Here is a 23,283-nt window from a genome sequence, read left to right on the forward strand (position 1 = left end):
GATGATTTGCCGATTGAGCGAAGCTGGCCTTTGCCGATTGGCTATCGATTTCAAGAAATTGAGCTAACGGTAAAAGGCCTTTGTGCCGATTGTAGTTAAAAAATTCACTTTACAAAATAAAAGGTCAAGTGATTTTCTATGGCTAGAAAACCACTTTGAATTTCCAATGATACGCAAAAGCTTATTTCTGATTTTGACGTTAGCATTATTGTCTGTGCCGATCTTTTCGATGGCACACGCTTTCACACATTTCGCACAGGCCGATGTGCTCGATGTTACTGAAACCGGGACTGATAATGGCGCTGATCTCGATGAAATTTGCTTGGATTGTCTTGCGCTTACTGCACTCAATATCTTTTTAGTTGCTTCTGGGCTCGCCCTTTGTGGCCCGATAGCACGTCACCACTTGTCATTACTGACAATCAGACATCATTCTGATAACAAAACCCTTTCCTATCATTCACGTGCACCTCCTGTTTCATTCCATCTGATTTATTAAACGGTTAATCCTGATCTGTATCAGTCGTCAAACAGTCTATTGATTGTCTTGATTTGTATTGAATGCTTGTGATTGATCAGTTTCATGGGCGCAACTCAGTTGCACACCAAACACCCTATTTAATTAGGAAAACTGTATGGATTGTTCTGATCATAAATTAAATAATGCTGCCGGGTTGTATAAAGGCAAGGCATCTCAAACAGTGGCAGTTATCTTGGTATTTTCCCTGCTGGAAATATCCAATAGTCATGCACAAAGCGTCAATAAGAACGTCGAGTTACCAAGTGTCCAAATTACTGCGCCGAACGCAAGCTCGGCTGAGTCATCTGGGGTCAAAGCTGATATTGTATTGCAAGGCGATCGCTTGCGCCGGAAACGTGAAACCAATCTGGGCGATACGCTATCGCATGAACTGGGAGTAACGTCTAGTAGCTTTGGACCGAGCGCTGGCCGCCCAATTATTCGAGGACAGGACGGGCCGCGTGTACAGGTTCTAGAAAATGGCGTTGGTACGGGTGATCTGTCGATCATTAGCCCGGATCATGCCGTGGCAACTGAAACCTTAAATGCGTCACGCATCGAAATACTACGCGGACCATCCACATTGTTGTACGGCAGCGGTGTGTCCGGCGGTGTGGTGAATGTGGTCAATGATCGCATACCTGATCGCTTGTTTAAGACACCACAAGCAAACTTTGAAGGACGCTTCAATTCTGCTCTGGAAGAACGCAATGGTGCGCTCAATGCATCAGGAAGCTTGGGCAGAATGTCCTGGAATATTGAAGGCGCCAAAAGAAAAACCAATGATGTTCATATTCCTGGCCGTGCGAATCCCAATGATCTAAACAGTGAAAGTGGTTTTGTCAGAAATAGTGCGATCGATTCGAGTAATTTATCGGTGGGCAGCTCCTATATTGGTGACCGCGGCTTTGTGGGCATGTCGGTTTCAAGGCTGGAAAATTTTTACGGTATTCCCGGACCGGAAGGTGCAAAAATTGACATGAGTCAGACCCGCTATGGTTTGGCTGGCGATCTGGATAACCCATTAAAAGGATTCCAGCAACTCAAGATGCGCTTTAATTTTAATGATTACCAGCACAAAGAGCTCGAACAGAGCGGTGATGTGGGCAGCCGTTTTAAAAATAACGAATTGGACAGCCGAGCCGAACTTATCCATTCCCCGATCGCCAAGTGGCAGGGCGTTATGGGCATTCAGTTACAAAACCGCAATTTTTCCGCTAAAGGTGAAGAAGCTTTCGTGCCATCGAGTCTCTCGCAATCGGCTGGATTATTTATGCTTGAAAAGCGTGAATGGCAGCAATGGCGATTTGAAGTGGGCGGGCGTTTCGAGCATACCGCCCATAACCCGCAAGCCACGCTGCTTCAAACACGTGACTTTAATCTGTATGGCGTATCCGCAGGGAGTGCCTGGAAATTTATGGAGGGTTATCAGGTTGACTTAACTGCCACGCGCGGACAACGTGCCCCGAATACTGTGGCACTGTATGCCGATGGCAGGCACATAGCTACCAATACTTTTGAGCAAGGGGATCAGACCCTGAGAAAAGAAACTTCGAACAACTTTGACATTGCACTGCAAAAAACCACGGGGACAATCACCGGAAAAGTAAATTTATTCTATAACCACATCAATGATTATATTTTCCAGCAAAGTCGCGATAGCAATCGCGATGGCTTCGCGGACAGGGTTAATGATGAAGGCTTATTGGATCGGCATGGTGCTTTTCTGGTTCAGGATTTTTCACAAACGCGTGCAAAATTTTACGGTGTAGAAGCGGAAGCCATCGTTGCACTTTTACCCGATACACTTAACTTGAGACTATTTACCGATATCGTGTACGGCAGACTGAAGGATAATGGCAATATCCCACGAATGACTCCGCAACGCTTTGGCTTTGATCTGGATTACAAGAAAAATGCGTGGCAAGCCAATTTTAACCTCACACGGGTAACAGGCCAGCATCGTGTAGCCGTATTGGAAACTGAAACTTCCGGTTACACACTGATGAATGCCGAAATGGGCTATCACATGAAACTTACCAAATCCGTTCACTATACGCTTTTCCTGCAGGGCAGAAATTTGCTGGATAGCGATATGCGCGTGCATACCTCGTTTCTGAAAGATGCCGCACCGCTGCCAGGACGAGCTATTGTTGCAGGAATTAGAGGTGCATTTTAGAAATTAGAGCTACCACAGCATTCAGACAGGTGTAATTGATATGAGAGTCTGAGCGCCTGTCTTCGTGGCTGCTATAATGAAAACCGTATAGCCCTAGAAACCGTTTTCAGGATTATGATTTCAAGCTATTTTGAATGTCTCATAAATCGTTTCTGTCAATCTTGTCATCAGCAGGTCTGTGGAACACCAACATGGCAAAATGGTTTAAGCAGCTACTCTTAGGTAGCTTTATCGGTTTATTCGGTGTGCTTATATATCTATTGCCATTCGGGTTACCGCTTGAAGAAAAATTTGGCTTAAACTGGCTATTTCATTTGCGCGGCGCGATTACTGCGCCCGATGATGTAGTTGTTGTTGCGATTGACCAGCCCTCGGCTACCCAACTGGATTTGCCGATTACACCGCGACTATGGCCACGCGACTTACATGCCAGCCTAATTGATAAGCTCAGCGAGGCGGGTGCACAGGTCATCATTTTTGACCTTATTTTTGACACGCCCAGCGTGATACCAGAGAACGACAAGAAGTTAGCGCATGCCATAGAAGCGGCGGGAAATATTGTATTAATCGAACGATTGGTTTATCGAGATACGGGGTTATTCCTAGACGATGAGCAAAAACAAAGCCGCCTTTTTGAAGAAGGCCCTGCGCCGCTCCTGCCAATCATTGCAGATGCTGCCGAAGCTCGTGCACCTTTTCCATTACCTAAAGCAGAGCGGGTCAATGATTATTGGACTTTTAAAGCGAGTGCTGGAGATATTCCAACGGCACCAGTTATCGCGCTACAAATTTTCACTCTACCGATATTTGACGATTTTGTTCGCTTACTACATGCAGCAGATCCAACAATAACCGAACAATTATCTTCTCATTCAAAAGATAGTGATATCGAAGATTTGGTATTAACACTGCGCCATATCTTCATTAATCAGCCGCAATTGACTCAAAAAATACAAACCGAGCTCAATCGTGATTCAAATATGAGCCTCACCGAAAAGAAGATGGTTATTTCGTTATTTAATTTATATTCAGGTCACGAAAAGAACTACCTAAATTTCTATGGACCGCCACGCAGTATTACAACAGTACCTTATTATCAAGTGCTACAACTTCATGAAAATAACATTGATAAAAACCTACCGGAAGGGATCGATTTCAAGGATAAAGTTGTTTTTGTTGGATTCTCAGGCGCCACGCAGCCCGAGCAAGATATCGTGCGAGATGATTATCATACGGTATTCTCAAATCCAGACGGCCTTTTCATAAGCGGAGTCGAGATTGCTGCAACGGCTTTTGCCAATTTATTGGAGAGCAAGCCTATCAGACCTTTAGCACTTTCGGGTGCTCTAGGCATTCTATTCCTGTTGGGTTTTGTGATGGGAATTGTTTTCCTGCTTTTGTCTACCCATGAATCTATTGTACTGGGTATTTTTGTTATATCGATCTACACCTTCTGCGCCTATTATCTATTCAAGGAAGCCGCTGTTTGGTTACCAATGATGATCCCATTTTCACAAATACTATTTGCTTTTATTCTGGCAGAAATACAAAAGCATCACTTAGAAAAGAGGAAAAATAAGCAACTCGAGATACAACTAACAGAAATCAGAAAATCACTAGGTTCTTCTTACCCCAATAAAACCGTAGAAAAAATACTAGGAAGCAAAGATGAGCATGGCATTTATAGCCCCTGCTTAACCACGGATGTGGCGGGATACACAACATTAGCTGAACTGATGGATTCAAGGGATCTAAGTCAGTTGATCAATGGATATCGCGACGTATTGAAAAATCCGATTAGGCAACATGAAGGACACATCATGGATATGATTGCAGATTCAATGCTGGCAATATGGATTGATGACCCGGAAAATTCCATTCTGCGAACGAAAGCATGCCAGGCATCCCTTGATTTAGCTGCCGCAGTCGAGCGATTTAACCAATCGCAATCAGACAGTAGGTTACTGTTGCCAACTAGAATAGGTTTGCATTTTGGTGAGATGTCCCTGAGAAGAGGGGATGGAAGTTACAACGTTATTGGAGATATCATAAACACTGCCAATCGAATTCAAGGCGCCAATAAAGTTCTCAAAACACGCATCTTGCTATCCAGTGAAGTAGTCGATGGCTTAGATGGCTTTCTCACACGCTCGCTTGGTGATTTTAAGTTGCCGGGTAAAAAAAAACTCGGTAACCCTATTGGAACTCATGGCTTATCGGCAATCAGCCACTGAAGAACAATTGTGGTTATGTGAAATCTTCGCGCGTGCATTGAATGCCTACCAGTTACAAAGATGGGCTGAAGCCAGTCAAGATTTTTATGACATTCTCAAAGTCTTTCCTACGGATGGTCCAACACAATTCTTCCTTCCGTTGTGCTTGCAATACAAAGATGAACCTCCAACAGGCTCATGGCCTACCTCAAGAATCGATAGCAAATAATATATCTGTCAGTAAAGAAGCAAGTAAAAACTATTCGTATGTGAGAATTCTCACATACAGGTAACAGCTTTTTGACTAAACTTTTAATTGGATTTGATAAATATCAAATACCCCGTCTAGTTATAAGGTCATCTACTTTGTATAATGAAAAAGTAAACTAGCCCAATTGTTTGATTCTTTTTGGCATATAAATAGTAAATCAGCATTCGCTAGCTCAAGAAGCGAATGGAAAGAAAGATGAATAATGAAAATATGCAAGACAATTGCGATTTATTTGTTCTACAGAAAAGTATCGGCAGTGATATTCACTGTTTTTGCGGCGACTTTTTTTGGATCACCTATAGGCAAAGCTTATGCGACAACCTCCTGCCAGCCGGAAGTTGCCCGAGTCGTATCCATGCAAGGTATTATCGAACTGCGCCGAGCGCAAGAAAAAGTTTGGCAAAAAACTAGCATGGATACAATACTTTGCGCGGGCGACATGATTCGTGCTCGATCGCAAAGTCGGGCAGCACTACGTTTAAGTAACGATAGCATGTTGCGACTTGATCAAAAAACCAGTATTACTTTTCCTGCATTACAAGAAGCTAGAGATACATCACTGCTGGATTTATTTGAAGGCGCGATCCATATCATTACGCGCACTCCTAAGCCCTTTAAAATAAGAACACCTTTCGTCAATGCGAGTGTCGAAGGGACGGAATTTTTGGTCGCCCTGCATGAGGACAGTGCAAGAATTGTTGTCTATGAGGGCAAAGTATCTGCCAGCAATGATCGGGGCAGCCTTATTCTAAATGATCACGAGGCAGCCATTACACCCAAGGATCAAGCGCCGCGTAAAGAAATTATCATTCACCCAACCGATGCCGTGCAGTGGGCACTCTATTACCCAGAGATCTTAGATTACTGGCAGAGCAATGAATTAAAAGATGGGAACGATGTTAGTGCTCTGATCCGCCACGCAAGCCGTTTATTGACTGTCGGGCAGGCTGATAAAGCCAAAGAAAATATCCAGCAAGTGCTTCAACTTGAATCGGACAACAGTGACGCGCATGCACTGCTTGCGATCATCGCCGTAGTGCAAAATGAAAAAGATCAAGCGCTCGATTTAGCGACAAAAGCAGTTACACTGAACTCAGATTCCGCTGTTGCACACCTGGCACTCTCCTATACCCAACAAGCCCATTTTGAGATCACAGCAGCATTAGAAAGTGTACAAAAAGCAATTACACTAGATCCAAAAAACGCGCTTGCCTGGGCACGCTCGGCCGAATTACAAATGTCTTTAGGTGATCTGGGTCGCGCCTTGGATGCAGCGCAGCATGCCGTGAACTTGGATCCTGATCTGGCGAAAACACAAACCATATTAGGTTTTGCACATCTACTGCAAATCGATACTAAAACAGCAAAAACTATCTTTGCCCAAGCCATTGTGCTGGATCAAGCCGATCCGATGCCGAGGCTTGGTTTAGGACTAGCCTTGATACGCGAAGGTGAATTGGAAGCTGGCCGAATAGAACTGGAAATTGCAGCCAGCCTGGATCCGGCCAATTCTTTGATTCGAAGTTACTTGGGCAAGGCCTACTTTGAGGAGAAACGATATACCCTTGCAGGTACTCAGTTTGATTTGGCCAAGGAGCGTGACCCCAAAGATCCAACGCCATGGTTCTATGATGCGATTCAAAAACAAACCCAGAATCGACCAATTGAGGCTCTGCAAGATATCCAAAAATCCATTGAGTTGAACAATAACCGCGCGGTATACCGATCCAAGTTTTTGCTGGATCGTGATGAAGCCGCGCGTGGCTCAAGTCTGGCAAGAATTTTTGAGAATTTAGGATTTGAAAAACGTGCGTTAATGGAGACCGCAAAATCATTAAGCTTCGATCCATCCAGTCATTCGGCGCACCGTTTTTTATCCGATACCTACGCCAATATCTCTAGACATGAGGCTGCACGCGTCAGTGAATTACTGCAAGCGCAGCTTTTACAGCCCATTAACGTCAATCCAGTGCAACCGCACATGGTAGTAGCGGATTTAAATATTATCACTAACACAGGCCCATCGAATCCAGGATTTAATGAGTTCACGCCTTTAATGGAGCGAAGTAAGCCACAATTGGTTACGTCGGGCGTGGTAGGAAACAATGGTAGCCTGGGCAATGAAGTGGTTTTCTCTAAATTTAACGAACGCACATCGATTAGTCTGGGGCAATTCCATTATGAAACCAGCGGCTTTCGCACCAACAATGATCAAAACCATGATATTCTCAATGTTTTCGTTCAACATGCCTTAACATCCAAATTGAACATACAAGCGGAAATACGCACTCGTTCAACGAATCAAGGTAATTTATTGCTGGATTTTGAAAAAGATTCCATTGATCCTAAGGCACCCCAAAATCAAACGCACCGAAAAATTAATGAAGATGTCGCACGTATCGGCGCACGATACGACTTGACGCATAATCAGAATATTATCTTTTCAGGTCAATTTCTTGATGGAGATTTACAAAACGTTCAGGGAATATCTCCAAGCTTTATTCACGCAAGCCATCAGAAAAATGAAGGATATCAAACTGAAGCGCAATATCAGTTTCGTAGCTCATGGTTCAATATTCTTGCCGGATCAGGTATTTATCGTATTGATGCCAGTCAGAAATCCGGTAAAAAAGATTTGGATACTAACCAAGTTAATTTCTTTGGGGCTAGCCCTGTACATTTTAATCGTGACAGAACAAATGGTTATATCTACACCAATCTCAATTTTAACGAAAACATAAATACAACGATCGGTTTTAGTTACGATTCGTTTAAAAGAGGAGAATCCTCGATTAGTGACTTTAATCCAAAATTTGGCCTGCAATGGAATTTTGCTAATCATTTCCGATTCCGCATGGCCTGGCTTGAAACTATCAAAGCTCCGCTTACGACTCTACAAACGATTGAACCCACCCAAGTTGCTGGCTTTAATCAATTATTTGACGATCCTGACGGCACCAAATCTCGCCGGATGGGGATTGGACTAGATGCTCACTATGGAAACAAGTTATTTAGTGGTTTTGAATTATCAAACCGAAATTTGTATGTTCCATCTTTCACTCTCTCTAGTATCAATTTTCAAGATCAAAAAGAAAACCTTTATCGAGCTTATGTATATGGTTTGCTTCATACCAGCTGGGCAGCAAAAAGTGAAATCCAATTTGAGAAATTTTCACGTTTACCAACTAACGACGGGCCTCATCAGATTGATACGTTAAGTATCCCCTCCAGCATCAATTATTTTAATCCCATTGGTTTCTTCGCCAATGTAACTGGTACTTTTGTTCATCAGGAAGTTGATCGTATGAAAATGATTAACAAAGGAATCGATAAATTTTTTCTTGTCGATGCATCAGTGGGATATCGGCTTCCAAAACGCAGGGGAATTTTTAGTATAGAAGCGAGAAATATTTTTAATGAGGATTTTTTATTTCGAAATCCTCATTTTGAGACATCAGAATTATTTAATTCGCGTTTTATTCCTACACGCACAGTTTTTGCCCGATTCACATTAAATTTTTAAGAGGAGAAAAAGTAACATGATGAATACTAAGCGGCTAGTTACAATATTTTTGTTTTATTGCTTCGTTTTTTTATCTATAGGATGCACAGAACAACAAAAAGAAACAAAAAATGACATGAAAGAATTCACAAAAAATATCGATGAGGCTGTTGATAAAATAGAGGAAAGTGTTGAGCAGAGATTTCTAGATTTAGCCACTAATTTTATAAAATTAACACCTGAGCTCTCTCATAAACTTGAGAAGAAAGCTGGTTTTAAGTTCTCTCAAGTTATTCTTATTAATAGTGAAACCGGGGAAAATAAATTCATGATACATGATGAATTTGGCCTTTCGGCTAACGAAAATGTTTCTGAAATCAGAAATATTACACCTATTTCAGTTGTCGGAGTTTCCGGCGTAGAGATTGATAAAAAAACCTATGAGTCTTGCAATTATGTTAGCTTTGATTCGGAAACCAGATTAATTTGCAAGCGAGGTGCCGATCAGCCATCACCCGGAGATCCAACTGATCCAATTGAGAGTTTCCCAACAGAACTTGCTACAGAAATTGAGCGTGCTTCCGGTATCAATAACGTTGGTTTTCTATTGTTTTCTGACTATGCTACAGGAAAACTAAAAATAGTTAGCAGTCAGAATTACATAAGTTTTCATGACCAGCTACCGAAATCTGTTTCAGCAATTAACAATGGCTTATCTTGGAGTGTTACAACCTACAAACAGAATCCTTGTTGCACATCTATTATGATAGGCTCAGAAAAACAGAAAGTATGCAACAATTCGGTTCTTCGTTGCTAACGATAGTTGTTGATGTTTCAGAAAACTCAGGTAATCGAAGTTACCTGAGTTAATTAAATTGTTTGCAACTTGAATCAGGCTGTCGCTAATCCAAGATAACTGTGATCAAGGATCCCGAAAAGATCACCTGTCCAATATTTCTCTAAAGTATTAACGGCTGCGTCTGTTACTTTATCTACTAACTGCTCATCGTTCCAAACAATTGGTATGGGCGGCTCTTTTAACGCCGCAAGAAGTAAAACTTGGAAATCCTCACTATTACCATTTTCGGGAAATGCGATAATTTGATCGAACTCGGATTCATCAAGCGTTGAGAATATATTAATCAGTGTGCCATAGAATAATGATTCAATATTTTCACTTATAGCTTCGATATTATCAATATGCTCTACACCCAGCTCACCCGAAGTATAAAGACTATCTTTAAGTTGAAGATCTGGAAAAGATGATACAAAAGTCTCGTCATAATTAGCGTAATCGAGACTATCAATCTTCGGTTTAACAATTGCACGCAAAGAGGCATTCGACAAAATTCCTTCTCGTGTATTGAAAGCAACAATATCTTCCAATGAGCCTAAATCAGAATTCACCAATTTGCTCTTATCTAATAACTTGCTCCAGTCTGGATTTACGTCGACAAAATATTTCTGAACATTGTCTCTTGAATAGCCCGATATTTCACTCAGCATCCTGGTGGTTACGCCATATTCAGATGCTGTTTTGAAGATTCTCTGGGGATCCCCAATATTCGCATTAACAAAGTTATTTGCTTGCTCGACTCTAATTCCTAGATCAGTCAAGTATTTTTCTGCCAACATGAGACAATCTCCTATGTAACTATATAGTTTAATTGTTAATTCTATGCCATTTTAGCATTCAATAGGGCAATTTAATCTAAAAGGCATTTTGCAAAACAAATGCATATCTTAGTAAAGTGCATCTTCTTATCTTTTATAATGAACTTATTTTATGTAGTTAGGATTGAAGGAATTGATGAGGAATCCAAATGACCACAAGAAATATTCCACCTGAGCGTGGTTGTGCCATACTTTCGATCATCAAAGAGTTTAAAGGCCTGTCTTCCTCTGATCTGGAAACGATCGCGCAAGTCTGTCATTGGCATCGCTATGAGGCCGGCGAGGAGATTGTTAGGTATCATGACGATTCCAATAGTGTTTTCTTTATCACGCAAGGCGAAATGCGTGTGCACTACTATTCGATGTCGGGGCAAGAAGTTATTTTATGCGATCTGCCTGCGGGTGAGCTATTTGGTGAGTTAACAGCAATTGATAGTCGTTCACGTTCTGCAACCGTTGTCGCTAAAACAAGTTCATTAGTAGCGTCAATTTCCTCACCAGATTTCCTCGAGCTGATTTATCACAACCAGAAGATCGCATTTGCTATTTTGCAGCGATTAACCGAGCAGATACGTCGACTGACTGAGCGTGTCTTTGAATTCAGCACCTTGGCTGTGCGGAATCGTATCCAGGCTGAGCTACTGCGCCTGGCAAAAAAACAAACTACCGGATCTAATATCGTCATTATTTCACCCGTACCAACACATGTTGAATTGGCGAATCTGGTTAGTACACATCGTGAAGCAGTCACACGAGAATTAAATAATTTGGAAAGAGCCAATTTAATTCTGCGCAAAGACCATGAGCTGCATATTCTTGATATCGCAAAGCTAACAAAGATGGTTGAGAATGTTAATGAAAAGTGTAGCCCATGAAATTTTCTTGTTATCGCTCATTGAGTGAGAACGATTTTAGTCACTATCTGGGTACAGTCTAGCCGGACAAAGAAAGACAGTTCAGATAGTAAAACATCCCTGCAGCATGTATGCTGCAGGGATGTTAATGAAATGTTTTCCAATCTTTCAGTTTCCACCACAAGCATGTGGCCAAATAAATGCGGAATAAACCCGCATAAATTAAATATCAAGATGCTTATTTCTGTTCTCTGTCATGGTCTCCTTCCTTGATGGTCAAGATTTCCTTCCTTAAAATGTCCTAACAGGCCGTTGAAAAACGTTTTTGAGGCAGCCGATGCAAGGCAAAAATAGGCGAAAAAGCGTAGTTTATGCTTAATAAATGAGCATTTTTAGCCTGTTTTTTAACACCGCAGCGGCAATGCAGATAGTTTTTCAACGGCCTGCTAAATATCGCAAAGTCTTTTTTCATGCATTCTTAGCAACAACGCGCCCAAGCTTACGGGCTTAAAACATTAACGCTTGAACGGTTAAACGGGAACAAAGAAGTATGTTCTGAAGAAACTTTCTTATTTTGTAATGCAACAACTTGTTCAGGAAAAGAAGATTCCTTCGCGAATACGATCTTAGGTAATCCAAATGAAAGAATTGCTAAAATTAAAAATGTGATTAGTAAAATATAGCCATTAAGGCTTTCCGCAAAAAATGTGTGATACAAATTTATATGCAACATTATTTACTCACCTTTATTAATTAATGCAGATAAATCGAATTGAATAATAATGCTATGATTTACCTTTGTCTGTGAGAAAATTCACATGAGGTAATTTGAGCAATTTCCAGACAGCACTAACGCACGAAAAAACGGATTTATTTATTGCCAGCTATAAAGAACTGAAAGAAAGGCGAAGCTAGCCATTTGGTTGGTGTCTTGAGTCAGTGTGGTGCCATCGGTATAACGCCATCCCGTCCAAGTCCATTCATTGGTTTTAAAGTGATCAAGAATGTAATCCAAGCGTACACCTAAGTTCCTGCGGATATCGTATCTGGCGAATAGCCGCAAGTTGGAGTACTGCGTTGTGAGATTCGGTACAATATTTACTTGCGGCTCAAGTGTAACTTTTTGATTGAATTTATCGGTGTTATCCGAGAACATGAAATTTGCGCCAGTTTCAAGTTTGTCGGTTGGTTTGGCGGTGACTTCCAAGCCAACAGATGTGCCTATGTTATGCAGATTGGCCCCCCAAATTTCACGAATTCCGCTGTCCGTAATCGCGTTTCTGGAAGCCTGATTAATATGGGTTTCATTTCGTGAGAGCCATGCTGTAGCTTGCAGCCGCTCAGAAAATGTATAGGTAGCATCTAGTGAATAATTTCTTGCGGAACCTTTGCGCAACCCCAGATCCGAGCCTGCCCGATGGCCATAATTATCAAACGATTCATCAATCGAAACTTGTATTGATAATGAATCAATCGGATCCCAGTTAGCCAGAAAGCGGACTTTATCCCGGGCACGATCAGCAAGATTGGACGGTGCGATAAGATTAAAGAACGGATCGCCGGAACCTGTCGTATTCGTTAGAAAACTTGAACCGAAACGATCGCTGTGTATATATGAAATCGTACCAGTAATTGTCTCAGATAACGAGCGGCGAAGTTCTGCGCGATAGGAAAGCTCATCGGTTCTGAAGCGATGACCGGTATTGGTGGCCGTCCCGGTGCGGTCTCTGTGTTCATAGTCAACACTGCCTACCAAACGAAAATTATGCGGTAGTGCATAGCTTGCTTCAAATTTGCTGGTTATTGTTCTGAAAGAGCGTGGATTGTTCAGACCATTCCATCTGTTTCCGTTTAAATCATCATGCCAAGCTGCCATAGGGTTATAAAATAAAACAGGCGTTTTGTCGTCTCGGTCCTCGAAGCGAAAATTGGTATTTATCGATAATTTTTGTAGCGGCCGCGCTGTTAATCCGGCCTGTGCGAGCGCAGTATCAACACGTCCGCCTAAATTGGAACCAATGCCGGGTGCGGTGAATAGCGATGGGGTGAATGTGTCTGTTTGGGTTGCTCGTGTATAAGCAACCTTGAACGTGCCACGAGTTGTCGGCGTAAAACTATATCCGCCCGACAGAAACCCCTGATGCGATTGGTTATCTGGTGCAAGGGAAATCGGCGTATATTCACTGGGTGAAAAAATACCCCCAACGGTACTGCCGCCGACAGGAGTTAGTAATGCATTTTTGTTGTTATACATCGTCCCATAATAACCTCCGGACAATTGCAGATCTTTTCCTACATAATCTAGTGTAGTGCCAAAAATTCGGATGGTTGAGTTGATGGGCTCTGGAATAAATTCAAAGCCACCTATTGCTCTCGGGCTTGGCATACCATTAAAACCACTAAGCCGAGGCTCACCAAGACGGTTTCCGCGCCCAAAAATGCGATCCCCATCTTTTTCTTCATTACGAAAATGAAAATGAAGTTCAAGATTGCCAGGAAGGAATTTGTTAAAACCAAATCCAATCGAGTGGCGCTCGGTACTTAGCTGTGCAGGATTGCCCGTTGTTGGCGAAGTCGGAATGTGGGGATCAGTGGTGCCGATACCTGTAACCGCCGTATTGACAGTGAATGGCTCATAGCGAGGTGTCTGGCTATAATCGATAAAATAACCCCAGTTGCCTTGTTTGCTATGCTCAAAATGCACATCACGGTTTTGCAATCCTAAATTGCGCCCCAGCAATTTAAACCATGTTCCTGTATCGTCATAGCGCTTGGATATATCGACATTAAAGATTCCATAAGGCCCTTCATTGCGCAAACCGGTATACTGACCGAATCGCGCATTATCATTGAACAATTGGCCTGCACCGATATTGACGACACTTCTAGGTTTTGCGAGTTCTTTAACAGGATCATTATTTGTTTCCGACGAATATACCGAGGTTGTGGCCGCTAAGAATGTGAAAAATGCGATTGAATATTGAAACTTTCTTAGGTCAAGAGTAGCAGTAAACATTTTCTTCACCTCCTAGATCAACGCTGAAACATGCTTTCATTGCGAATGTTTTCAGGCATATTGCTGCCGTGAATTTGTGTGTGGCAATTCAGGCATCCGCGAGCGAGGGTATTTCTTGCATAAGCGCCAGTGAGTGTCCCGGAGCTGCCTTGGTGTGTGTTGGGTTCATGGCATTCCTGGCAAATGAATGGTGATCGAGTACGCAATAAATTAGGCGCAGTCGTGCCATGAGGATTGTGGCAAATAGCACAATTTTCTTGTACCGGCGGGTGGTTGTAGACAAAAGGTCCGCGTTTTTCCATATGGCAGGTATAGCAAGTATCGTTGACGTTATCTCGCACCATTTTGCTTGGACCGGCTGAACCGTGCGGATTGTGACAATCCGAACAAATCACTTTGCCTTCACGAATAGGGTGGCGATACGGACGGTTGATTAGTTGACGCATTTCTTTGTGGCAGTTAAAGCAAACCTCTGGCTGAGTAATCCGGTTGCGCACTTTGTCTTGCTCGGTATGAATTGTGTGGCAGGATGTACACGCAACATCGCGGTTAGCATGTGTGCTGCCAGACCAGTGCATACGCTTACCGCCTTGATGACAAGCTAAACAGGCGTTATTTCTTTCCTCAATAGAATTAACTGATTTTTTACCGAATGTTCTTTGAGGCATGGGTGCTTTGTGTGGAGTATCTTCATGATTTCCACCTTCGCCATGGCAGCTGGTGCATGTCGGGGTTCGGTGATCAGCAGTGGTACCATGCTTGGTTTTCCCAATTGCAAGTATTGGATTATCACTACTCTCATCATGACATACCGTACACTTACCATCTCCTTTCAGTATTAGATCTTGAGGGGGATCTGCATCGTCGAGATCCTCCGCGAAAACATACTTAGGAAGTATCAAAATACCAATAACAAAAGAAATAGCTAATAGCCAAGACAGAATAATCTGTGCAGTCTTTGAATTGTCTAACATGCTTATCACTCACTAAATTGATTATTAGAAATAAATCATCTGTGAGCGCATTATTGATTTTTTCAAAGAAATTCTAAGTGAGTTTTCACACACTAAAAGTGAGATAAAATTCTGCAGGATAGAAAGTAGCCGGACAGCGTTTTAATGGTGAAGTATGCTGGTTGTTATCTAGTGGGTATGTGAATTGAATCCCCCGGTGATTCTGCTTGTTATTTCTGATACAACTTTATCTTTTATATAAAACTTCTTAGTGTTATAATTCAAAGCTTTTGTTGCGTCCCAATAGGGTGTGGAGCAAAATAGAATTCAATTGTATTTTTTATATAACTAACCAAAGGATTTTGCCTATTTATGACGACGATTAAGCTTAAGGAAAACGAACCATTTGAAGTTGCGATGCGGCGTTTTAAACGTTCCATTGAGAAAACAGGGATACTGACAGAATTACGCGCACGCGAGTTTTATGAAAAACCGACTGCGGAACGTAAGCGGAAACTGGCTGCGGCTGTAAAACGTAACTACAAACGTTTGCGTAGTCAGTTGTTACCTCCTAAGCTTTATTAAGTCGTAACAAATAGGAATAAGATAAACTTTAGTGTAGCGTAATGCTATTTCCGGGCATTCTCGGAATAATCATCAAAGCTAATCAACTAACAATTCGTCGCATGGTGTACGATGAGTCTGAAACAGAGAATTACGGAAGACATGAAAGCAGCTATGCGTTCGGGTGATACCAAACTGCGGGATACCATACGCTTGTTACAAGCTGCTATCAAACAGCGTGAAGTCGATGAACGCATCGTGCTTGATGATGCCGCGGTGGTCGCGGTTATTGAAAAAATGCTCAAGCAACGGAAGGATTCTATCACGCAGTATGAGGCTGCGCAGCGGCTGGATCTGGCCAATATTGAGAAAGATGAAGTCATTGTATTAAGTGCGTATATGCCGGAAGCGTTTAATGATTCTGAAATAGATGCGTTGATTGCTGATGCAATTTCAGAAACAGGGGCAAAAGGTATGCAGGATATGGGTAAAGTTATGGCCATATTAAAACCGAAACTTGCTGGGCGTGCGGATATGGCTAGAGTATCAACGCTGATTAAAGGAAAAATATCAGCCTGATACTACCCAGCTACTTTGGCATTGTTTTTTTTAAACGAAACCACAGTTGATGTAATTTATTTATACTTGAAGCTGGGTGTTATTGATTGCTTTCGGTAAATGATTCCTCAGCCTTTTATTTATGACCTACTCAATCGTGTAGATATTGTTGATGCGATTGATCGTCACGTTCCACTCAAAAAAGCAGGTGCTAACTTTGTTGCTTGCTGCCCGTTTCATAGTGAAAAAACGCCCTCATTTACTGTTAGCCAGGCTAAACAGTTTTATCATTGCTTTGGTTGTGGCGCGCACGGGAACGCAATTAGTTTTTTAATTGAATACGGTGGCTTGAGTTTTGTTGAAGCTGTGCATGATCTGGCAGCTTATGTTGGGATGCAGGTACCTGAGCAGCAGGCAGATGCTTTTTCCAAACAGACTGCTTCGGATGATTTTTCGCAATATCCAGTTAACTACCTGGGTAATAATTATCCGGAGATATCGCCACAGGATCTGCTAAGTGCTCTGCAAGTTGCTACTCGTTTTTATCGAGAGCAACTCAAAATTTCAGAAAAAGCCATTGCCTATCTTAAGAAACGCGGCTTATTCGGGAAGACAGCAGCACAATTTGCAATTGGTTATGCGCCGACCGGTTGGCAAAATCTCGAGGCCATTTTTACTGATTATAAATCTGAGAAAACCCGGAAAATATTACTGCAAGCCGGATTGGTAATAATCAACGACGAAGCCAAGCAATATGACCGATTCAGGGATCGCATTATGTTCCCGATTCTTAATCAGAAAGGTCAGATCATTGGCTTTGGTGGCCGGGTATTAGAGCAGGAAGAACCGAAATATCTGAATTCTCCGGAAACAATTTTATTTGAAAAGGGACGGGAACTATACAACTTTTTTTCTGCACGTCGAGCCATTCGTGAAGCAAATTGTGTGATTGTTGTCGAGGGTTATATGGATGTCATCGCACTCTCACAGCACGGAATTGATTATGCAGTGGCTGCGCTGGGTACGGCTACTACCAGCTTTCATATACAAAAACTTTTACGTCAGACTGATAATATTATTTTTTGTTTCGACGGAGACAAAGCGGGTAGAAAAGCAGCGTGGCGTGCTCTTGAGAATAGTTTGGCATTGCTTTCAGATGGGAAGTATCTGAGTTTTCTTTTTCTGCCCGAGGGCGCAGATCCAGATAGTTACGTGAATCAGTATGGAAAGGAATCCTTTGAGGAGCTGCTCAAACAAGCAATACCCTTATCTGAATTTCTATTCAGAGAATTAGGTTTAAAGACAAACCTTCAAACCAGCGAAGGTCGCGCCAAGTTAGTCAGTGATGCGAAACCGCTATTGCAGCAAGTAGCAGCGCCAGCATTGTCTTTGATGCTGGTAAGACGTTTGGGGGAATTGAGCGGGATTAGTCAAGGCGAGCTAGAGGAATTGCTGCAAATAAAACGCGCACCTAGGGTTAGCGCCACGAAGATTGCGCCAAGAAAACAACCCTCTACACCTTACCGTTGGCTAATTCTAATGTTATTGTATAGCCCGAATTATATTGCGAAACTGGATAGAGACTTGCTTGTCCAATGCAATGAAAACACTGAAGAAGTTGCTGCATTAAAAACGCTGGTTAATTTTCTTGACGTACATTCTTATCTAATTGATAGTAAATCAGGATCTTCAATATTGACTTATCTACAAAATAGCCCATATAGCGCATTACTGGAAAGTATAGAAAGCGAAACCTTAGAATGGAGCAATACGGCTGAATTAGAAGCGGAGTTTTTGGGGGCATTAGAAATATTACAGCAAGCACAACGTAAGAAACGCATGACTGAATTACAGAGCAAATCTCTGGATAAGCTAACCGACGAAGAAAAAAGAGAGCTACAAGGATTGGCTATGCGATGAAATCGGTCACAGGGTGTCAGCGGTATCGAATTTTGGTATAATCTGACGTTTTCAGCTTTTAATTTATCCAATATTATTGGGAATCCAATATGCCAAAGACAAAAGCGGTCGAGTCAAAAGATAATGTAGTTACCAAGAAATCAACAACTAGAAAAAATAATAATATCAATACCGAAACGGTAGAGAAAAAAGAGCCTAATAAATTAGTAGCTAGAACTGAAAAAAAGTTAAAAATAACTGCTAAAAAAGCAAAACAAGAAACAATAAGCATAGACGTCGTTGATATGAAAATATCCGCTAGAGGAGCTTATGCTGCTACTGAGGTTTCTCAATCCATCATTGGAGAAAATGATATTGAATCGACTGATGCCAAGAAAACCAGAGGTAGAGTGCCTAAGAAAAATAAAGCAACGACTGGAATTGACCAAGTAATTGATGCGGGAGCAATTTCTGTTATATCGAATGGTAGTTCACTCCCGCAAGATATCGAAGCACGTCGCATGCGCCTGAAAATGCTTATCGGATTGGGCAAAGAGCGCGGGTACCTGACCTATGCCGAAATCAATGATCATTTGCCTGATGATATGCTGGATGCGGAGCAAATAGAAGGCATCATCAGCATGATCAATGATATGGGTATATCTGTGCATGATGAAGCACCGGATGCCGAAACATTGCTGATGTCGGATGCAGCAACAACTGTTGCTGATGAGGATGTGGCGGAAGAAGCAGAAGCGGCCCTTTCTACTGTGGATTCTGAGTTTGGGCGCACCACCGATCCTGTCCGCATGTATATGCGGGAAATGGGTTCTGTGGGCTTGCTAACGCGTGAAAGCGAAATTGAAATTGCGAAACGTATTGAAGGTGGTTTGCGCCACATGATTCAGGCAATATCTGCTTGCCCGCCGATTATTGCAAGAATTGTCGATCTGGCTACTGAAGTTGAAAAAGATATTCTACGTATTGATGAAGTTGTTGATGGGCTATTGGATGCAAACGCTCAGGATATTATTAATGAAGAGTTTTCTGAAGAATCACTAGAGCAAGAATTAGCTGCCAACGATCTTGGCGATGAAGACGAAGATGAAGACGGAGACAGCGCTGCTATTGCCAGTGCAGATTTATTGAAATTAAAAGCTGATGCACTGGAACGTTTCTCAGTTATTCGTGAAATTTATACCGAGATGCAAAACCTTCTTGAAAAGGATGGGCCGTATCATCAGGAATATATTGAGTTGCAGGATAAAATATCATCTGAACTGATGGCTATTCGCTTCTCAGCAAAAATGGTAGAGAAGCTTTGTGATACGCAGCGTGAATTAGTCGGCGATGTACGTAATTATGAACGTAAAATAATGGACCTATGTGTATCCAAAGCAAAAATGCCAAGGAACCATTTTATCAAGACGTTTCCTGGGAATGAAACAAACCTTGAGTGGATAAAGCAAGAAATCGAAGCTGGAAAGCCATATAGTCAAGCACTTGAGCACTATAGGCCTTCGGTTCTGGAGGAGCAGCAAAATTTACTCTCGCTCAAAGATAAGATTGGAATTCCAATCAAGGACTTGAAGGAAATAAATCGTAAGATGTCGACGGGTGAAGCAAAGACGCGTCGAGCCAAACGCGAGATGACCGAAGCAAACTTACGTTTAGTGATCTCTATTGCCAAAAAATATACCAATCGTGGATTGCAATTCCTCGATCTGATTCAGGAGGGCAATATTGGTTTAATGAAAGCGGTTGATAAATTCGAATATCGGCGCGGCTATAAATTTTCAACTTACGCAACTTGGTGGATTCGTCAGGCGATTACCCGGTCTATTGCAGATCAGGCACGTACTATCCGGATACCGGTGCATATGATTGAAACAATCAATAAAATGAATCGCATTTCACGCCAAATCCTGCAAGAAACTGGACAAGAACCAGAGCCTGCAGTGCTGGCACAGAAAATGGAAATGCCAGAAGAAAAGATTCGTAAAATTCTTAAAATCTCCAAAGAGCCAATTTCTATGGAAACGCCGATTGGGGATGATGAAGATTCTCATCTCGGCGACTTTATCGAGGATGCAGCAACGATGGCACCAGCCGATGCAGCAGTTTATGCTAGCTTACGTGGCGTAACAAAGGATATACTTGACTCTTTGACGCCGCGCGAAGCCAAAGTGCTACGGATGCGCTTTGGTATTGAGATGAATACCGATCACACTTTGGAAGAAGTTGGAAAACAATTCGATGTCACCCGTGAACGCATTCGTCAGATTGAAGCCAAGGCATTACGCAAGTTGCGCCATCCGGCGCGCTCGGAGCGTTTACGCAGTTTTCTCGATACTGGTAATAATTAAAATAATAATTTAGGGGTCTGTAGCTCAGTTGGTTAGAGCAGGGGACTCATAATCCCTTGGTCACTGGTTCGAGTCCAGTCAGACCCACCAACAAATCAAGAGGTTAGATTAATTTCTAACCTCTTTTTTCTTTCTGATGTGACAAAATTGTGTCATCAAGGACGTTAGAAACTAGCTCGGTATGCTGCATAAGTTGCGGTTTTGATAAATGAGCATACCGCCTCACCATCTCTTCCGATTCCCAACCTCCAAGCTCTTGCAATACATTCATAGGTGTACCTAGCTGAGCCAGATAGCTCGCCCATGTATGACGCAGATCGTGCCATCTAAAGTTTTCTATTTCTGCTCGTTTTAATGCTTCTCTCCATGCACGAGTATTAGCCCATGCAATCGGGACACTGCGGTATGTAAATACCCTGCTTGAATGCTTGCCGACTTGCCGAAGTAAAACCGCCATTGCTACGGAATTAAGTGGAACATGAATTGCTTTTCTTGCCTTGGCCTGGTCAGGATGTATCCATGCTGCTTTTCGATCCAAATCAAGCTGGCTCCATTCCAGATTAATCACGTTTGACTGCCTTAATCCAGTTGATAACGCAAATATCACCATATCCCGTTGATGAGGTGGCAGTTCGTTAAGAAGCCGTTTTACCTGCTCAGGTGGTAACCAGCGTATACGACGCTTAGGTTCTGGAAAAAGCCTGATTTTTGGAACCTTATCGATCCATTCCCAATCATGGCAAGCTTTCCTAAGAATTGCCCGTATCAAGGCCAAATGACGGTTGGCAGTTGAAGGACTTGTTGCCTTCGACTTTGCATGTGCAATATGATCAATCAATTCACGGTCAACTCCATGCAGTGGTTTATTACGCAAAAATTGCTGTAACCACCGCAGCTTTTCTTTATCACGTTCATGTGTTGCTTTGTGCTGTGTTTCCAGTAGAAACTTGCTGGCTGCTTCATCCCATGTATATTTTGGCTTTACTCCCAGGCACTGAACACGCCATGATTCGGCTTTTAGCTTGTCGTGGTATTCTTGGGCCTGGGTTTTGTCGGCTGTGCCAGCAGAGCATCTAATACGCTCTCCTGCTGGTGTAGTGAATGTGATCCACCACGTATTACCGCGCTTGTAGAGTGGCATATGTTTACCTCCTTTTCTGTAACCACTCGCAACGCTTGCCGAGGGATAGAATACTGCGACCTGATGTATTCAACAAGATCATCAAGAATAAATACCCATCGTTTGCCAAGTTTAGCGCCAGGCAATCGTCCAGATTTAGCACGCCGCCGCACTTCTTCTGCATGCATCTTTAGAAAATTGGCTGCTTCAGTGAGTGAAAGTGTTTTCATAGCGCATGGGTTTGTCGGGATTATTAAAACCAAAATTTCTCTTGATATAGCCTTCCTTGGATACTTGCCATAAGGGGGCAGTAAGCATTGAAATTAATGTTTGACGGCAGCGAGTTGAAATTTCAAGCGGTTGAAAACATAGAACAGTCCAAGCTTCAGAAAATAATCCGGGATTAAGCTGATGCGGAAGAATACCCACACGATTTGACTTAGCAAACAGATTTGCAAGCTCACCCATAGCCCAGTCGAGATCATCCATTTCAAAGTTCATCAGAAGACTCACCCTGAGTACGTAAATAATGGTCTGAGAATGCAAGGCGTTTCGGTATAGCTTGTTTCTTTAGCAGCGCCACCACACGTTCAGCACTACCTTCACGTTGAAGCATGACATTAAACAAGGCACCATAAGAAGTTGAAGCGACTTGCTTTAAACGTTCATAGCTAATGCGATCTTGTTCTTTGATTGTATGAATACGAAAAGCGCGTTCAGATACCCATGACATACAAGGGTAAGCACCTGCAACATATTCACCTGGGTGCAGTAAAACATCCCATGGGATAATGCGGTCTTTTGCATGAAGCTCTACTTCCCAGCGAACCCATGGACTTGAGGGGTCGCCTAGCTGCTTTCCTTTTTCATAAATCCTAATGAGCTTGCCGTTTTTGCGTCTACCAACTTCAAATGTACGGCCAAGATCATCATGTGTGATCCAATTACCATGCTGTTTTGGGTTGGGATTTCTGCCGCCTTGCTTGAAGCCTCCGCTCTTATAAAGTTCAACTGCCTGGTCTACTGAATGCAGTCCTTTAAAATCATCTACAGCACCATCCCATCGAGTAATTCGGCTCTGAAGATCATCTTGAAGAAATGAAGCAAATGATTGCCAATCATATATGAACGAACAACCTTCACCAGGTAGCGATAAAAAAGCAGTATCATTTTGACCGCCGTAGGCAAACATGACACAACCATGATCAAAGCGAAAAGATTTTTTCCAGCCTTGGAGACCACGCTCTTGATCGGTCATACCGCCAAATCTAAAGTTAGTTACTTCACTAAAGGATTTGAAGAACTTTAAAGGATTATTATTTTCAGGAGGAAAAGGAAAAGAAACATTCAACCAATCTGTTAAAGCTGCCTGTGATTTTTTTCTTTCTTCGGAGGGACTTTCCCCCCGTATTACCGTACGGGGGAGATTGACCGGATGAACCGTATCAGATAACTGAATACCATCCGATGATGCGCCAGTGCAATGTGCTGTGTTGGTCGCTGGCGCTCCCAACCGCGCATTGACACTGGCGCTAGTTTGATTAATCAGTTTTGCAAAAGGTTTTTCCATACCCCTTAATATAAGGGGTATGTA

The 23,283-nt window shown here is 42.4% G+C and carries 20 protein-coding genes and 1 tRNA gene; 12 read left to right on the plus strand and 9 right to left on the minus strand.

Annotated features, from left to right (window positions below; genetic code table 11):
- Positions 1 to 166 precede the first annotated feature (166 nt).
- The 6 genes from K2P83_RS07525 to K2P83_RS07550 all read left to right on the plus strand — a co-directional run bounded on the left by K2P83_RS07525 (position 167) and on the right by K2P83_RS07550 (position 9,502).
- Positions 167 to 499, plus strand: a complete 333-nt coding sequence (locus K2P83_RS07525; protein ID WP_292927848.1) for a hypothetical protein — start codon at positions 167 to 169, stop codon at positions 497 to 499.
- A gap of 136 nt (positions 500 to 635) precedes the next feature.
- On the plus strand, positions 636 to 2,699 hold the full coding sequence (locus tag K2P83_RS07530) for a TonB-dependent receptor (protein WP_292927850.1): 2,064 nt from the start codon (positions 636 to 638) through the stop codon (positions 2,697 to 2,699).
- A gap of 191 nt (positions 2,700 to 2,890) precedes the next feature.
- Complete coding sequence (locus tag K2P83_RS07535; protein ID WP_292927852.1) at positions 2,891 to 4,933, plus strand: adenylate/guanylate cyclase domain-containing protein; 2,043 nt, start codon at positions 2,891 to 2,893, stop codon at positions 4,931 to 4,933.
- The gene (locus K2P83_RS07540) at positions 4,908 to 5,141 is read left to right on the plus strand and encodes a hypothetical protein (protein WP_292927854.1); all 234 of its coding nucleotides are present in this window, start codon (positions 4,908 to 4,910) and stop codon (positions 5,139 to 5,141) included. Before K2P83_RS07535 ends, K2P83_RS07540 begins: the two co-directional genes overlap by 26 nt.
- Positions 5,142 to 5,385: 244 nt before the next feature.
- Positions 5,386 to 8,706, plus strand: a complete 3,321-nt coding sequence (locus K2P83_RS07545; protein ID WP_292927856.1) for a TonB-dependent receptor — start codon at positions 5,386 to 5,388, stop codon at positions 8,704 to 8,706.
- 16 nt (positions 8,707 to 8,722) lie between these two features.
- Positions 8,723 to 9,502: a hypothetical protein gene (locus tag K2P83_RS07550; protein ID WP_292927858.1), complete on the plus strand. Its 780-nt coding sequence runs from the start codon at positions 8,723 to 8,725 to the stop codon at positions 9,500 to 9,502.
- A gap of 74 nt (positions 9,503 to 9,576) precedes the next feature.
- Here the strand turns inward: K2P83_RS07550 and K2P83_RS07555 are convergent, their stop codons facing one another.
- A complete protein-coding gene (locus tag K2P83_RS07555) occupies positions 9,577 to 10,320 on the minus strand; it encodes a hypothetical protein (RefSeq protein ID WP_292927860.1) in 744 nt (247 codons plus the stop codon).
- A 188-nt stretch (positions 10,321 to 10,508) separates the two neighbouring features.
- Between K2P83_RS07555 and K2P83_RS07560 the strand changes: the two genes are divergently transcribed.
- On the plus strand, positions 10,509 to 11,234 hold the full coding sequence (locus tag K2P83_RS07560) for a Crp/Fnr family transcriptional regulator (protein WP_292927862.1): 726 nt from the start codon (positions 10,509 to 10,511) through the stop codon (positions 11,232 to 11,234).
- Between the two features lie 280 nt (positions 11,235 to 11,514).
- Here the strand turns inward: K2P83_RS07560 and K2P83_RS07565 are convergent, their stop codons facing one another.
- From K2P83_RS07565 to K2P83_RS07580, 4 genes are all read right to left on the minus strand, one after another.
- Positions 11,515 to 11,685 (minus strand): hypothetical protein, encoded by a 171-nt coding sequence (locus K2P83_RS07565; RefSeq protein WP_292927864.1) that lies wholly within the window; start codon positions 11,683 to 11,685, stop codon positions 11,515 to 11,517.
- Between the two features lie 27 nt (positions 11,686 to 11,712).
- Positions 11,713 to 11,946 carry a hypothetical protein gene (locus K2P83_RS07570; RefSeq protein WP_292927866.1) on the minus strand — a complete coding sequence of 78 codons (234 nt, stop codon included), beginning with the start codon at positions 11,944 to 11,946 and terminating at the stop codon, positions 11,713 to 11,715.
- 141 nt (positions 11,947 to 12,087) lie between these two features.
- The gene (locus tag K2P83_RS07575) at positions 12,088 to 14,229 is read right to left on the minus strand and encodes an MtrB/PioB family decaheme-associated outer membrane protein (RefSeq protein WP_292927868.1); all 2,142 of its coding nucleotides are present in this window, start codon (positions 14,227 to 14,229) and stop codon (positions 12,088 to 12,090) included.
- 17 nt (positions 14,230 to 14,246) lie between these two features.
- The gene (locus tag K2P83_RS07580) at positions 14,247 to 15,203 is read right to left on the minus strand and encodes a DmsE family decaheme c-type cytochrome (RefSeq protein ID WP_292927870.1); all 957 of its coding nucleotides are present in this window, start codon (positions 15,201 to 15,203) and stop codon (positions 14,247 to 14,249) included.
- Between the two features lie 351 nt (positions 15,204 to 15,554).
- Between K2P83_RS07580 and rpsU the strand changes: the two genes are divergently transcribed.
- The 5 genes from rpsU (at position 15,555) to K2P83_RS07605 (ending at position 20,659) form a co-directional block, all read left to right on the plus strand.
- The gene (gene rpsU, locus K2P83_RS07585; protein WP_013964468.1) at positions 15,555 to 15,767 is read left to right on the plus strand and encodes a 30S ribosomal protein S21; all 213 of its coding nucleotides are present in this window, start codon (positions 15,555 to 15,557) and stop codon (positions 15,765 to 15,767) included.
- 111 nt (positions 15,768 to 15,878) lie between these two features.
- Entirely contained in the window at positions 15,879 to 16,325 is a 447-nt protein-coding gene (locus K2P83_RS07590) for a GatB/YqeY domain-containing protein (RefSeq protein WP_292927873.1), read from the plus strand.
- Positions 16,326 to 16,424: 99 nt separating this feature from the next.
- On the plus strand, positions 16,425 to 18,224 hold the full coding sequence (dnaG, locus tag K2P83_RS07595) for a DNA primase (RefSeq protein ID WP_292927875.1): 1,800 nt from the start codon (positions 16,425 to 16,427) through the stop codon (positions 18,222 to 18,224).
- An 89-nt stretch (positions 18,225 to 18,313) separates the two neighbouring features.
- Positions 18,314 to 20,569, plus strand: a complete 2,256-nt coding sequence (gene rpoD / locus K2P83_RS07600) for an RNA polymerase sigma factor RpoD (protein ID WP_292927877.1) — start codon at positions 18,314 to 18,316, stop codon at positions 20,567 to 20,569.
- 13 nt (positions 20,570 to 20,582) lie between these two features.
- A tRNA-Ile gene (locus K2P83_RS07605) sits at positions 20,583 to 20,659 on the plus strand.
- A 25-nt stretch (positions 20,660 to 20,684) separates the two neighbouring features.
- On the opposite strand, the gene K2P83_RS07610 is transcribed toward K2P83_RS07605, so the two are convergent.
- Genes K2P83_RS07610 through K2P83_RS07625 form a run of 4 tightly spaced genes read right to left on the minus strand, consistent with a single transcriptional unit; the run spans position 20,685 to position 23,259 of the window.
- Positions 20,685 to 21,677 carry a site-specific integrase gene (locus K2P83_RS07610; protein ID WP_292927957.1) on the minus strand — a complete coding sequence of 331 codons (993 nt, stop codon included), beginning with the start codon at positions 21,675 to 21,677 and terminating at the stop codon, positions 20,685 to 20,687.
- Positions 21,587 to 21,919, minus strand: a complete 333-nt coding sequence (locus tag K2P83_RS07615; RefSeq protein WP_363279445.1) for a helix-turn-helix domain-containing protein — start codon at positions 21,917 to 21,919, stop codon at positions 21,587 to 21,589. The genes K2P83_RS07610 and K2P83_RS07615 overlap by 91 nt, the downstream gene beginning before the upstream one ends.
- On the minus strand, positions 21,897 to 22,190 hold the full coding sequence (locus K2P83_RS07620; protein WP_292927879.1) for a hypothetical protein: 294 nt from the start codon (positions 22,188 to 22,190) through the stop codon (positions 21,897 to 21,899). The genes K2P83_RS07615 and K2P83_RS07620 overlap by 23 nt, the downstream gene beginning before the upstream one ends.
- Entirely contained in the window at positions 22,180 to 23,259 is a 1,080-nt protein-coding gene (locus K2P83_RS07625) for a replication initiation factor domain-containing protein (RefSeq protein WP_292927881.1), read from the minus strand. The genes K2P83_RS07620 and K2P83_RS07625 overlap by 11 nt, the downstream gene beginning before the upstream one ends.
- Positions 23,260 to 23,283 lie beyond the last annotated feature (24 nt).

Source organism: Nitrosomonas sp. (assembly GCF_019752415.1).
Lineage (GTDB): Bacteria > Pseudomonadota > Gammaproteobacteria > Burkholderiales > Nitrosomonadaceae > Nitrosomonas.